Source organism: Photorhabdus sp. P32, assembly GCF_038085095.1.
Classification (GTDB): domain Bacteria; phylum Pseudomonadota; class Gammaproteobacteria; order Enterobacterales; family Enterobacteriaceae; genus Photorhabdus; species Photorhabdus luminescens.
The window spans coordinates 16,846-31,133 of record NZ_JAZGJN010000236.1; the positions used below are offsets into that span (position 1 = coordinate 16,846).

The 14,288-nt window shown below is 42.3% G+C and carries 13 protein-coding genes; 6 read left to right on the forward strand and 7 right to left on the reverse strand.

All coding sequences use genetic code 11. The annotated features are described in order from the left end of the window. Positions 1–67 precede the first annotated feature (67 nt). The 5 genes from V2H77_RS07425 to V2H77_RS07445 form a co-directional block, all read right to left on the reverse strand. On the reverse strand, positions 68–1,201 hold the full coding sequence (locus tag V2H77_RS07425; protein ID WP_341498299.1) for a Gfo/Idh/MocA family protein: 1,134 nt from the start codon (positions 1,199–1,201) through the stop codon (positions 68–70). Positions 1,202–1,619: 418 nt separating this feature from the next. Further along, the gene (locus V2H77_RS07430) at positions 1,620–3,320 is read right to left on the reverse strand and encodes a solute:sodium symporter family transporter (RefSeq protein WP_341498300.1); all 1,701 of its coding nucleotides are present in this window, start codon (positions 3,318–3,320) and stop codon (positions 1,620–1,622) included. A 119-nt stretch (positions 3,321–3,439) separates the two neighbouring features. Further along, complete coding sequence (iolG, locus tag V2H77_RS07435; RefSeq protein WP_341498301.1) at positions 3,440–4,426, reverse strand: inositol 2-dehydrogenase; 987 nt, start codon at positions 4,424–4,426, stop codon at positions 3,440–3,442. A 363-nt stretch (positions 4,427–4,789) separates the two neighbouring features. Then, the gene (gene iolD / locus V2H77_RS07440) at positions 4,790–6,724 is read right to left on the reverse strand and encodes a 3D-(3,5/4)-trihydroxycyclohexane-1,2-dione acylhydrolase (decyclizing) (protein WP_341498302.1); all 1,935 of its coding nucleotides are present in this window, start codon (positions 6,722–6,724) and stop codon (positions 4,790–4,792) included. 16 nt (positions 6,725–6,740) lie between these two features. Beyond that, positions 6,741–8,252 (reverse strand): CoA-acylating methylmalonate-semialdehyde dehydrogenase, encoded by a 1,512-nt coding sequence (locus V2H77_RS07445; RefSeq protein WP_341498303.1) that lies wholly within the window; start codon positions 8,250–8,252, stop codon positions 6,741–6,743. A gap of 303 nt (positions 8,253–8,555) precedes the next feature. Between V2H77_RS07445 and V2H77_RS07450 the strand changes: the two genes are divergently transcribed. The 6 genes from V2H77_RS07450 to V2H77_RS07475 all read left to right on the forward strand — a co-directional run bounded on the left by V2H77_RS07450 (position 8,556) and on the right by V2H77_RS07475 (position 11,931). Further along, a complete protein-coding gene (locus tag V2H77_RS07450) occupies positions 8,556–9,389 on the forward strand; it encodes a MurR/RpiR family transcriptional regulator (protein WP_341498304.1) in 834 nt (277 codons plus the stop codon). 221 nt (positions 9,390–9,610) lie between these two features. Beyond that, positions 9,611–9,970 (forward strand): hypothetical protein, encoded by a 360-nt coding sequence (locus V2H77_RS07455; RefSeq protein WP_265378273.1) that lies wholly within the window; start codon positions 9,611–9,613, stop codon positions 9,968–9,970. Between the two features lie 159 nt (positions 9,971–10,129). Then, positions 10,130–10,465 (forward strand): tRNA-binding protein, encoded by a 336-nt coding sequence (locus V2H77_RS07460; protein ID WP_265378272.1) that lies wholly within the window; start codon positions 10,130–10,132, stop codon positions 10,463–10,465. A gap of 56 nt (positions 10,466–10,521) precedes the next feature. Further along, positions 10,522–11,235 carry an AraC family transcriptional regulator gene (locus V2H77_RS07465; protein ID WP_341498305.1) on the forward strand — a complete coding sequence of 238 codons (714 nt, stop codon included), beginning with the start codon at positions 10,522–10,524 and terminating at the stop codon, positions 11,233–11,235. A gap of 67 nt (positions 11,236–11,302) precedes the next feature. Then, complete coding sequence (locus V2H77_RS07470; protein ID WP_341498306.1) at positions 11,303–11,590, forward strand: type II toxin-antitoxin system RelE/ParE family toxin; 288 nt, start codon at positions 11,303–11,305, stop codon at positions 11,588–11,590. 14 nt (positions 11,591–11,604) lie between these two features. After that, positions 11,605–11,931 carry a HigA family addiction module antitoxin gene (locus tag V2H77_RS07475; RefSeq protein WP_341498307.1) on the forward strand — a complete coding sequence of 109 codons (327 nt, stop codon included), beginning with the start codon at positions 11,605–11,607 and terminating at the stop codon, positions 11,929–11,931. 87 nt (positions 11,932–12,018) lie between these two features. Here V2H77_RS07475 and V2H77_RS07480 read toward each other — a convergent pair whose 3' ends face one another. Continuing rightward, positions 12,019–13,557 (reverse strand): peptide MFS transporter, encoded by a 1,539-nt coding sequence (locus V2H77_RS07480; protein ID WP_341498308.1) that lies wholly within the window; start codon positions 13,555–13,557, stop codon positions 12,019–12,021. Between the two features lie 301 nt (positions 13,558–13,858). After that, positions 13,859–14,288 (reverse strand): IS630 family transposase (locus V2H77_RS07485; RefSeq protein WP_341498309.1); only part of this gene is annotated, 430 nt, incomplete at its 5' end.

The window sequence follows — 14,288 nt, forward strand, 5'->3', positions numbered from 1 at the left end:
TCCTTATTAAGTACAACATCAAGTGTTGCTGTGCTGAGCTCCGATAGTGGAGCGTTTATAAGAAAAATTAATTGATTTCAGTGACATTCACCCAACGTTGCTCTTGATAAGAACGAGCGATGGCATCCAGAATACGTGAGACTTTCCAGCCTTCGGTGAAATCCGGCCATATCTCTTTATTGTTGGCGATGCCATTGATCAAATCTCTGATTTCCACTGTTTTTTGATCATTGAAGCCGATGCCGTGACCTGCACCGTGACAGAATGGCGCATAGTCAGGATGTTCCGGTCCAATAAGAATAGTTTTAAAGCCTTGGCGGTTCGTCGGTTCATCGTGCCGGTAAAGTTTTAGTTCGGCCATTCTTTCTTGTGTGAAGCTCAAAGCACCTTTTGTTCCTGTAATGGTGTAGCTCAAACCCATTTTGCGGCCGCAGGCAATACGGGAGGTTTCAATCATACCCATTGCTCCGCCGTCGAAACGCACCATCGCATGTGCTTGATCTTCGTTTTCTACCGCAACCATAATGTTAGAACCGGTTTTTTCCGGGCGTTGTTTGATGACAGTGGTCATGTCTGCGCAAACAGTTTGGATATCACCAATCAGGTACTGCGCCATATTGATGATATGGGCAGCAAGATCGCCTAATGCGCCTAATCCAGCTTTATCTTTGAAACAGTGCCAGTGAATAGGGGTAAATGGATCGGCCATATAATCTTCGTTATGAGTGCCGTAGAAGTGAATGATTTCACCAATTTCACCATTTGAAATGATCTCTTTAGCCAGTTGTGCGGTAGGGTTTTTCATGTAGTTAAAACCGACTAATGTTTTCACTCCGGCTTTTTTGGCGGCTTCTGCCATTAATTTTGCATCAGTTGAGTTTAGTGCGAGCGGCTTTTCGCAATAAACGTGCTTCCCGTGTTTGATCGCTTCGAGAGCCATTTCTTTATGAAGGAAGTTTGGTGAGCAGATATCAACAACATGAATATCGGGATCTGATACTAATTTGCGCCAATTATCAGTAAAGCGCCGGAAACCTAATTGTTCAGACCGTCTTGCAGCGAGTTCAGCAGAAACTTCCGCTACCATTTCACAAACTAGTTTGCCTGCCAGAGGGAAAACAGTGGGCGCTTGTGCGTAAGCAATGGCATGGGTGCGTCCGATGTAACCAGTACCGATTAGGCCGATACGAATCTCTTCCATATAGCGGTTTCTCCAAATAGAAGCGGATAGGTCGTTTATTGTTGCAGTCAATTCTTTAGTGTTTGCCAGTTAGCCTTGGTTGTTGTCGTATATCTGTTATAGGAAACATTTGTTTCATTTTCAACTTAAATGAAAATATTAATTTCAAGTTGTGATCTGATAAGGGTTTTTTAGCTAACATCGCGTTATATAGGGTTAATTTGCTAATGAGTTGGGTACCATTCAGAGGTAAGAGCAGAAAAAATGGAATATTAGAATTTTTGTTTCATTTATGGTTTGGTATATATGGAGCGTGTGTTGGTTAAAAGAAGGAGTCGCTATATCCAGGATTTCCTCTTTCGAATATGGGGTGCAGGGAAATCCTGGTAGTCGGTTATTCTGATAATAATGTTGGAGTAATAAAGTCAGTGAGTTATCTTTATTCAGTTTTTTGGGGCGTACTATTTATCACAAACTTCCTGAATAATGTTTTACCTATCTGGTATAGCGCATAAGATAGTATTAATGCAGCAAACAGGTAATAAGTAATCATGATTACCTTGGGAACATTATGTGCGAGAAATATGTACATAGAGATTGAGCACAATGTAATTAACCATGCCACTGGTTTTACCATAGACCAAGGTGTAATATTTACCTGTTTGGTATAAATATCTTCGAATGGTTTAGCTGGAAAAAAATAACCAATAACCAGCATAAAAATAATATTGAGAACAAATAAAATGCCAACCAGATGAAAAAAGTGCAGGTTAATTTTTAAAATGAAATTACAGATAATATAGGCAGACATACCGAATAATAGGCCAAGTTTAGCGGCAATAGGCGGCACTCGTTTAGTCATCAGGCCGACTAATACCACGCTGAGAATTGGCGCGTTAAAAATCCCCTGTAATTGTTGAATGAGATAAAACAGGCCATCCGGTGCATTAGCGACTAACGGTGCGACGATCATAGTGATTAACGCTAACCCGATTCCCAGATATTTACTCATCGCGACGGTTTGAATTTCGGTGGCATTCTGGTTAATTCGTTGTTTGTAAATATTAACGATAAACAATGTCACAGATGAATTAAGTCCTCCGCTGAATGTGGAAAATACTGCTCCGACAACTACAGCGGCAAAGAAACCAACCAAGACTTCCGGCAGAATTAAGTGTACTAATTCTGGATAGGCGTTATCTGGATTATCTATTTGTCCTTTGAATATATGGAAAGCAATAATGCCCGGCAGAATAATAATAGATGGCATGATGAGTTTAAGTAAAGCGCACAACATGACCCCTTTTTGTCCTTCGGCGAGATTTTTTGCGCCAAGGGCTTTCTGAACAATGGATTGATTGGTACACCAAAAAAACATATTGGAAACAATTAGGCCGGTAAATAGCGTGGAGAAAGGAACCAGCGAATCTTCGCTGCCGATGGAGTTAAATTTATCAGGATTAGATTGATAAACTTCAACTAATCCTTGCCATGCATTGCCATTGCCAACATAGAGTAAGGCAAAAATGGTTACCATTAATCCGCCAACGATTAAGCCAACGCCGTTAATAGTATCTGCGGCGGCAATGGCTTTAATACCGCCAAAGATGGCATAGACCGCACCTAATCCACCAACGCCCCAAACTATAATCCATAGTGCCGTAGTTTTATCAATACTGAATACATGGGAAACCTGAAATAGACTTTCCAATGCAATCGCGCCGGTATATAGCACAATGGGGAGTAGTGAAATGATATACATAGCCAGGAAAAGAATTGAAGTAATAAGCAGCGTATTTTTATCAAATCGGCGTTCAAGATATTCCGGGATGGTTGAAATACCAAGTTTCAGATATTTAGGCAGGAAATAAATAGCAAATAGAACGATGGTCACAGCGGCTATCACTTCCCAAGCCATAACGATAAATCCGGTTCGGAATGCTAATCCATTTAAACCGATTAAATGTTCCGTGGACAGGTTCATTAGCAACATAGAGCTGCCAATATAAACCCCTGTGAGAGATCGTCCGCCAAGAAAATAGCCTTCAGTAGATTCTGTCAAACGAGCATTATGGGTTTTGTAATAAGCGAAGCCAGCCACTAATAGGGTAAAACCAATAAATGAGAGAAAAGCTAACATACTATCCTCCAAGCCTGATTGACTATTTTCAGGCAGCGATATGCTGACGGGAAAGCGGCCTTTCCCGTTTTTATGGTGAAAATAAATGTGAGTCAGTTATTCAGAGATGTGGGTCTGGTTTATAATCTGATTTCTTTACCTGAATGTAGGGATTCGAGCGCTTTATCGGCCAGATAAAGTGCCTGTTCGCCATCAGCGCCGCTACATTCTGGTGTGGTGCGACCAGCCATAACATCGACAAAATGATCCCATTCAGCAATGTAAGCTTCCCGGTAACGTTGCAGGAAGAAATGCTCTGGCTTGGCTGTTAAGCAACCACTATTTTCCCAGAGTTCAACACTATTTTCTTTGATGTTGCCGGCGCTAAGTAGTCCTTTTTCACCATGTAATTCAATCCGTTGGTCATAACCATATCCGGAACGGCGGCTGTTGGTAATGGTTGCCATTGCCCCTGATGGGAATTTCATAACGATAAAGGCGGTATCGATATCACCCGCTTGCCCAATTGCTGGATCAACCAGATTACTGCCTTGAGCGTAGATCGAGCAGGGTTCCTCGCCAATAATAAAACGTGCCATATCGAAGTCGTGTATTGTCATATCCCGGAACATACCACCAGAAACTTTGACATATTCGGCAGAAGGAGGAGAGGGATCACGGGAAATAATCAGCAGAGATTCGGCTTTTCCTATTGCGCCGGCGTCAAATAGTGTTTTTACTCGGCGGAATTGCGGATCGTAACGACGGTTAAAGCCAACAAATAAGGGAACCTGATGCTGTTTAACAGTTTCAAGGCATTGACGAACACGTTCAATATCAAGATGAACCGGTTTTTCACAGAAGATTTTTTTATGATGTTTTGCTGCGAGTTCAATCAGGTCTGCATGAGTATCTGTTGCTGAAGCGATAAGAACACCATCTATTTCAGGATCAGACATTGCCTGTTCAATAGTTTGTCTTTTTGTTTGGTATTTCTGTACTAAAATTTCAGCACTTTTCTGATGTGGATCGACAACGGAATAAAGAGAAGTGTCTTTATGATGAGAGATATTCCCTGCATGTACTTGTCCAATTCGTCCGGCGCCAAATAATGCAATGTTGAACATGGATGCTCCTTGATACCTGAGTATCTGCTTATGAGATACTTTAAAATATATCAAATAAAACATTTATTTCAATTTGTTAATTTTTAGAAATTATATTTTTGAGTGCGGCGTAGCATTTTGTTAATAACAATATTAAATTTGTGTTAATTAGATCACGTAAAGTAAGATTGCTGCTGGATGAATTGAGATATTTGTCTTTTAAAAACAAATTATAATAGGTATTTGGCTAAGTGGTTACTACGTCTGGTCATAGAGATTGGGGAAGGAAAAAAGTCATTTATTATTGGAATAAAAATTCCAAAAACAGCATTAAAAGTGATTAAGGAGGGGAAAATGGCCTGCTATCTTACAGGCCATCACTTTTTAATATTGGCGTACTTTGGTTGCAACCATCTCCTTTATTTTGTTTGCAGCAGATTCTATCGCTGGATTTTTCGCTATCTGTGCCGTCCCTACACGCCACCATGATTCATAATCATGCGTCATCGTTTTAGGCAGCACTTTGATATCTATGAGTACCGGTATGGTCTGTTTTTGGGCTTCCTGTAACGCATAAAGCAGTTGTTGCTCATCGTGGACTCGGTAACTTTTGCAGCCGTAGCTTTCCGCATTTTTGGCGAAATCGACTTTAATCAATTTGCCATCCATATTGCCGCTTTCTGGGTTACGGTAACGATTTTCTGTTCCGAAACTGCCCATTCCTTGGCTCATTTGCAGGTTATTGATACAGCCAAATCCTGCGTTATCAAACAGTAACACGGTGATTTTGATGTTTTCCTGTATTGCGGTTTGCAGCTCTGAATGAAGCATCATATAAGCGCCATCACCAACTATGGCATAAACCGGTTGGTCGGGGCAGGCTATTTTAGCGCCAATAGCAGCGGCTATCTCATAGCCCATACAGGAATAGCCATACTCAAGATGATAGGTATCCGGCTGTTTGGGTTGCCATAATCGCTGTAAGTCGCCGGGGAGGGAACCTGATGCGCCAACAATAATCGCTTCGGGCTCAAGATATTTGTCTAATAATCCCAATACTCTGGTTTGTGCCAGGCGGGTTTGTAATGTCTGGCTGTACTCTGCCAGTTTATCATCAAGATGACCGGGGATTTCTGGTGTGAAATCCGCCTGATATTCAATTTCGAACAGACGATTTAACTCTTTTCGCCATGCCTCCCGCGCCTGATGAATCTCGTCTTGATAACCACTGCGATAATGCAATTGAGTAAGTTGTTCTGCAATAGCCTTTAACCCTGCTTGGGCGTCTGATACCACGGGGATTGCATCCAGTTTACAGGCGTCGAATTCCGCGACGTTGATAGTAAGAAATTCAACTTCTGGATGCTGAAATAGCGATTTGGATGCGGTGGTGAAATCAGTAAACCGGGTGCCAACGCCAATAATCAAATCGGCTTCTTTGGCTATCAGGTTGGCCGCAAGACAGCCTGTTGTGCCTAAACCGCCACAATTAAGGGGATGGTCGGCAATTACGGCGCTTTTACCTGCCTGTGTTTCAGCAAAAGGAATATTGAAGTGTTCTGCGAACTGACGAAAAACGTTATGTGCTTCTGAATAGCGCACTCCGCCACCACAGATGAGCAAGGGTTTTTTCTTGCGATTTATGAGCGCCGCGGCATCGTTAATCATGGCGGCAGAAGCGGGGCGGCGTTCAATGCGATGGATGCGTTTTTGGAAGAAATAGTCAGGAAAATCCCAAATCTCGCCTTGAACATCTTGTGGCAAACAGATTGTGACGGCACCGGTATCAGCGGGATCGGTTAGAACTCGCATCGCATTAATCATAGCGCTCATGATTTGCTCTGGTCTGGAGATACGATCCCAGTAACGAGAAACAGGACGGAAACAGTCATTGGTGCTGATAGTATAGTCATGGAACTGTTCAACTTGCTGTAAAACCGGGTCAGGTTGACGGCAGGCGAAGAGATCGCCGGGTAGTAACAACAGAGGAATACGATTAGCGGTGGCAGTTGCCGCAGCGGTGACCATATTGGCGGAGCCTGGGCCAACGGATGATGTGACGGCGAAAATCTGTTTGCGCTTTTTCTGTTTAGCAAAGCCTGTGGCGATATGGGCCATGCCTTGCTCGTTGCATCCTTGGTAAACGGTCAAGTGACCGGGATCTTGCTCCAGTGCTTGCCCTAATCCGACAACATTACCGTGACCGAAGATGGTAAAAATTCCTCTGATGAATGGGTATTGCTCACCGTCTACTTCCACATATTGTTGGTTTAGGAATTTCACCAATGCTTGAGCTGTTGTCATTGTTGATTTGTTCATGTTACAGAACTCCATTTTATTCCATTGTTGGCATCACAAAACTGCTGGAATGATGTTCTAACCTGATACTTGCCGGCCAGCGGCTGGTAACGGTTTTCATGCGGGTGTAGAAGCGGACGCCATCATTACCGTGAACGTTAAGTGGACCGAAAATTGAGCGTTTCCAGCCGCCGAAGCTGTGGAAGGCCATTGGTACCGGAATGGGGATATTGATGCCTACCATACCCGTTTGTACATCTTCGCTAAACTGGCGGGCGGTTTCTCCGTCGCGGGTGAATATCGCAGTACCATTACCATATTGATGGCAGTTAATTAATGTCAGCGCGGTGGCATAATCGGGTACTCGAACAATTGACAGAACAGGGCCGAAGATCTCTTCTTGATAGATTTTCATATCTGGCGTGACGTTATCGAATAGGGTCGGGCCAATAAAATAGCCATTTTCATAACCGGGAACCTTGAGTTGACGGCCATCAATTAACAAGCTCGCCCCCTGTTTTTCGCCACTGTCGATGTAATCACAGATTTTAGCTTGGTGTTGGGCGGAGATAACGGGGCCCATATCGTTTTCTTTAGTTTCGGTAATACCGGGACCGACAGATATTTTGCTGATCTGTTGACGTAATTTTTCAATTAACGCATCCGCCGTTTCATCTCCAACCGCCAAGACGACAGATAGCGCCATGCAGCGTTCGCCGGCGGCGCCAAATGCCGCACCTGCAATAGCGCTGCTAGCCATATCAAGGTCGGCATCTGGCATCAGAATACAGTGATTTTTTGCGCCGCCGAGAGCCTGACAGCGTTTCCCATGAGCAGAGGCGGTAGTGTAGATATATTCAGCGACAGGTGTCGAACCGACAAAGTTGACAGCTTGCACGCGTGGATCAGTGAGCAGTATATCGACGGCTTCTTTATCGCCGTTGACAACATTAAATACGCCATCGGGTAAACCGGATTGTTTAAGCAGCAATGCTAATTCAATCGCAAGAGAAGGATCTTTTTCTGAAGGCTTCAATACGAAAGCATTCCCTGTTGCTAATGCGATAGGAAACATCCACATAGGAACCATTGCCGGGAAATTGAAAGGGGTAATACCGGCACAAACGCCTAAAGGCTGCATTAATGAATGGCTATCTACGCCTGTTCCGGTATTAGCGGAATGTTCACCTTTTTGTAGATGAGGAATGCCACAGGCAAACTCGACGACTTCCAGACCGCGAGTTAATTCACCGATGGCGTCTGAATAGATTTTTCCATGTTCTTCTGAAATCAATCGCGCCAGTTTGTCTATATTGGCTTCCAGTAATGTTTTGAACTGGAACATGACACGAGCACGTTTGAGAGGTGAAACTTTAGACCATTCACTGTAAGCCTGATGAGCGGCTTCAATTGCCTGTTCAACTTCATGGGCTGTACTTAATGTTACCTGGCGTATCTGTTTTCCCGTCGCTGGATTAAAAACCGGAGAAAAGCGGGTGCTATGACTAGGAATGAGTTGCCCATTAACATAATTCTGTACGTGTTCCATTCTGCGCCTCTTTTGCGGATTTGATGTTAGTGCTGAATCAGAAACTTTGGTAATAGATATATGAAATATTTGTTTTATTTTCAATATGATTTGGAACAAAAGGCAATTAGTGTGATCAGAGTAAAGTTTTTATAAATTACCGATAATTAGGTGACTAATTAGATGTTAATCAATATAGTGATAATAATAAATCATTACAGTGAATGAATTATGTATTTCATTTTTATAGTTAAAAATGAAATATGATTCAGCTTATACTGTAAAACGATTACAATTGCCGACGATAAATTTTATGGGGGATTTATGTCTGTCGCATCGAATCTGAATGAGTTTCAAGAACAAGTCCGTTCACGCTATAGTGAATTGAGTAAACGCCTGCAACAAGTAGCTCGATATGTGCTGGATAATACCAATAGTGTTGCTTTTGATACTGTTGCTGTGATTGCCAAAGAAGCTGATGTTCCTCCATCAACATTAATTCGTTTCGCTAATGCGTTTGATTTCAGTGGTTTTAATGAAATGAAACAGCTATTTCGCATGCATATGGTGGAAGAAACCGCCAGTTATACAGACCGAGCCAGGTTATTTAGGGAATTGGATGGCGAACAAGAGCCACCGGAAGACCCTCAACATATTTTGCAGGAATTTGCTCGTTCAAATGTGCAGGCTATGCAACAGTTAGCTGCCAGAACGGCCCCCGAAGATTTAAGGAAAGCAGTGGACTTATTGGCTCAGGCTAAGAATATTTACATTATTGGGCTGCGCCGCTCTTTTAGTGTGGCGGCTTATCTTTCTTATGCATTGAATCATTTGGAATGTCGTCCTTTACTCGTGGATGGTTTGGGGGGAATGTTCAGGGAACAGATTAATTTAATTGGGGAAGAAGATGTTGTTGTTTCAATCAGTTTTACCCCTTATGCAGAAGAAACCCTGATGGTCAGTGAACGGGCGGCGAAAGCCGGGGCAAAACAGATCGTGATTACGGATAGCCAGATTAGCCCGCTTGCCAGTTTTAGTGATGTTTGTTTTGTGGTTAAAGAAGCACAGGTGGATGCATTCCGTTCTCAATCTGCTACTTTGTGTTTAGTACAATCTTTGGCAGTTGCGCTGGCTTACCGACAAGGGAACCCGATTTAATTGCGAGAGTAACGCCTTGTATTCCCGGTAAACATCTAACGACTATTGACCCGCGAATCACTGCGGGTTAATGCTTTATCAGATCAGTAGAAAGACCATAATTTCAATAGAATGTAAACCTGATATTGATAACTGGCTTGTTAGACATAAATGTTGTTGATTCTTATTGGTGATAATTATTTAATAATTATTCGGAGTTATGGTTTTGAAAAGGGATCAATATGATGAGTAAAGGATCGCGTTATATTTTTGCTATTTTATCTGCAATTTCTTTCCAGGCATTTGCCTCAAATTTTGACTACAAAAGTGATATTCCGGCTGATAATAAGCCATCTGCGGAATATTTAAAGAAGCGAGAAAATCTTAAACCTAAGCATTGGGATGTGGATAAGCTTATTACGGATAATAACGTGGTGGAGAAGAGGGAGCTGGTAAGGCAGGCAAAAGAAGATGAACTTAATTGGAAGAGCGAAGAGTTTAATCATTGGATCTATGATAAAACCTGTCGAGATCTTGAACGCGCTGCCCGCATTGAAAAGAACGGAGGAATGACCAGAAATAATTTTTTCGATCGAGAGTAATCATGGTTCAGAGCGACTCAGTGGTGAGTTGAATGATTCGTCGGAAAAAATAGGCAGTTTGTCGACAATTATTGACATTCTTTCGAAAGAATTTCCTCCATTAGCATGTAAGTATAATGACTTCGCACTAAATGACTTCGCACTAAAGGAGATGAATATATGGAACAGATCGAATGGACTGACTTTGAAAAAGTCGATATGCGGGTTGGCACAATTATTTCAGTAGAATTGAATCCTAAAGCCAGCAAACCTGCCTATAAATTACAAATTGATCTTGGCGAGTTGGGTGTTAAAAGTTCAAGCGCTCAGATAACTGTGCATTACACACCTGAACAATTAATGGGTCGTCAAATTCTTTGCGTGTGTAATTTTCCACCAAAACGGATCGCTGGTGTTAAATCGGAGGTGTTGTTAACCGGCAGTATGGATGAAAATGGTGCGGTGGTGATCGCAGAATTTACTCTTCCTGTCCCGAATGGTCATAAGTTATTGTAAACCACGCTATTTTGTTGTCGAATAAATGGCGTGTATTTTAATCAACGACAATAAATATGGCTCTTCAATTACCTTCATTACATTTACGCCGGTATTCTGCTGAAACTATTAGCCATAGCCACCAGGGGTTATGGCAGTTCGTTTTTGGTTATAACGGACAACTTGAGTTAAACGTAGAAGGGCAACAAAGTACCGTTAGTTTTGGAAATGTTGTTATGATCCCACCGGATGTGAAACACAGCTTTTTCGCTGGTGGTGAAAATCAGCAATTGGTGCTGGAGTTGCCTTCGGCACTATTTAAATTTAATCCATTACATAGTGATGCTTTCTGGCAACCATTACCTGATTCTGCTCTTGCTCTTATTAAGTGGTTGCATGATTACCCGCAGCCACCCGCTAATCACGCTGATGCAGCCCGTTTGTTGCTCGCTCAGCTACCACAAGTAGGTTCGTCTTCAACGTTGATAGTCAAATTACATCAGGGGCTTGTTGGGCGTTTGCATGAGAAAGTGACGGTGATGGATATGGCGGATATTTGCGCAGTATCTGCCAGTACCTTGCGTCGTAAACTTTTCATTGCAACAGGGATGAGTCCAATGACTTATTTGAAAACGTGCCGGATGGAATTTGCCTATAATCTGCTGGCTTACAGTGATAGAACTTTGGCTGACATTGCTTTTCTGTCGGGTTATGCCTCCCAGTCAGCTTTTACCTTTGCATTTAGTCAACATTATGGCTGTACTCCAGCTAGGTTGCGTAAAGCCAAATGATGTTTTCAGCATTTTATGACTTGATGCACAACATGATTGTGCGTAATATACAAACAACGAGGATGTTATGGCTGTTGAATTCAGGGATAGATGGCTAGAAAGATTTTATGAACAAGATTTACCGCACAAATGCATACCTGCATCTTTACAACGTGCGTTATACAGAAAACTACAAATTCTGGATGCTTCGGTTAAAGAGGCTGATTTAAGAATCCCTCCCGGAAATCATTTTGAATACTTGAATGGTTATTTAAGGGGATGGTGCTCAATAAGAGTAAATAAGCAATATAGGCTTATTTTTCAATGGATTGATGGGATTGCGGTTGATACATATCTGGATACTCATAACTATTAAACTGAGGGAAATAAATGATGAGGAATACAAAACGTCGCCCTGCAACAGTTGGTGAAATATTGGTGAGTGAGTTTCTGGCGCCTTTGAATATCGAAATTAATGTGCTTGCGGAAGCTATGGGCGTTCACCGCAATACATTAAGTAGAATTGTGCATGATAAAGGTTCTCTGACCGTTCCTATGGCGATTAAATTGGCAGCGGCATTGGGGAATACCGCAGAGTTTTGGCTTAATATTCAACATGCAGTTGAACTCTGGGACGTGCGTAATCATGCGTATCAAGCGGAATTACTGAATGTAAAACAGATAGTTAAGTCATCAGTTACAGCGGCAATGCACTAATGTGTGTGTTTTCAAGGACACCAAGTTTGTGCGTTGAGATACGTAAAGCCATCTTATGATGAGACGGCTTTACGTGAGTGATAAATATTATTGAGCTTTCGCTTCTGACTTATCAGCATTATTAAGCAAGCGGCGAATGGGAACAATTAACACCATCAATACGACGGCACAAATAACCAGAGCCAAAGATACACGGGAGAACAGATCAGGTAGGTTGTCCAGTTGATCAGCGCGTACATGTCCACCAATCAAGCCGGCAGCGAGATTACCTAAAGCGCTCGCACAAAACCACAAGCCCATGACCTGACCACGCATTCGGGATGGGGCCAGTAGCGTCATTGTTGCGAGACCAATGGGGCTAAGGCACAGTTCACCGAGTGTCAGCGACAGAATACTTGCGACCAGCCAGAGTGGCGAAACGGTTTCACCTGTTGCGAGTACATTCTGTGCTGCCAGGATCATCAAACCAAAACCACCGGCACCGAACAGAATACCAATAATGAATTTACTGATACTGCTTGGATTGATACTACTTTTGGCCAATGCGGGCCAGAGCCAACTGAATACAGGGGCCAGTAGGACAATGAATAATGCGTTGATTGACTGGAACCATACTGTCGGGATCTCAAATCCCATGACTAAGCGGTTAGTATAATCATTAGCAAATAGGTTAAATGAAGTTGGTTTCTGCTCGAATGCAGACCAAAAGAAGGCGGCAGATACCAGCAGAATAGAACAAACCAGTAGGCGGGAACGGTCACTACTACTCAAACCGGCAAACAGGAACAGATAGACAAAGTAAAGTGTTACGCAAGATGAGATGATATAAACCATCGTGCTGGCTACAGCCACTGGGTTAAATGGAATAATACCGAGGACAAGCAGGGCAATAATCGCAATCATAGCGATAATAGCGGTAAAAACCCATTTGCCGACATTTTTACGTTTGACCGTAGGGCGATCCCAATTTGAATCCAATCCACCCTCTTTGTCATAACGGCGCATCAGGGGAACAGCGTAAAAACGGAAGATCAGTAGGGCAACCAACATCCCTAGCCCACCAATACCAAAACCCCAATGCCAACCATAGTCTTGAATGAGTAAGCCGGTAATTAATGGAGAGATAAAGGAGCCTAGGTTAATTCCCATATAAAATAGAGAGAAACCGCCATCACGGCGTGGATCATCTTTTTTATACAGTGTGCCGACCATCACGGTGATACAGGTTTTAAACAGTCCAGTTCCTAATACGATCAGTAGTAAACCGATAAAAAACAGATGATGACTAAAGAAAGCCGAAAGAGCGATAGACAGGTGGCCTAACGCAATAATGATTGAGCCATACCAGACTGCTTGGCGCTGGCCTAACCAGTTATCCGCCAGCCAACCGCCGGGTAGTGCGGTCAGATAAACACTACCTGCAAAGATACCGACAATGGCAGCGGCCTGCTCACGAGGAATACCCATACCACCATCATAGATGGTTGCAGCCATGAATAAGATCAGCAGTGGACGAATGCCGTAGTAAGAGAAACGTTCCCACATTTCTGTGAAGAACAAAGAACTTAATGGGTAAGGATGCCCAAAGAAAGTTCTGGTTTTTGTATTGTTAATGGAGGATTGCATCTAAGTTTTCCTATTAGACTACACCCTAGGAGTGTAGTGTGTGTGTGACAAATAAAGCTTTTAAAAAGCTCTTTTAAATTTAGGTTTAGAGCAAACAAAAAAGCCACGTTTTTATTAAATAATGTCCTGTCTTGTTAATATATTTTTAACATATTTTTCGGTCAATTTTATTAACAGGTAGGATATCTCTTACTTTATATTCCATTTTTCAGAGCAAAATCCGACATAAATCTCATTTCTCATAATTAATAGGTTAAAATGAGGATAAGACCTATTGACTTACTTCTATACCCAATAAACTTCAAAATGCAGTTTTTAGCACCTGAAAATGGTCGTTAATTCTGGACGTCAGCGAGTCCGCTATATCAGGTAGCGTTGTAGTGAAAAATTTGAACACTTTGTCTCGAAATTCATGTTTATCCGCGAAATAACGGTTATTTCGAACCTGTTCATTCATGACCTTCCATAATCGCTCTATCGGGTTTAAATTTGGGCTGTATGGAGGAAGGTAATGTAATTCAATATTGCTAACATAAGCCCACTCCTTCACAAGATGAGCTTTGTTGTAACCCGCCCCATCCACAATAAGATGAATTTTTTGATGATAGTCAGGATAAGACTTTCTTATTTCATTGAAAAAACAGCAAATATTGTAGTCATTGATGGTTTGATATTCCTGGAACACGGTACGACCAATGGCATTCAGGTTGAGCGCGCCCAATAGATTCAGG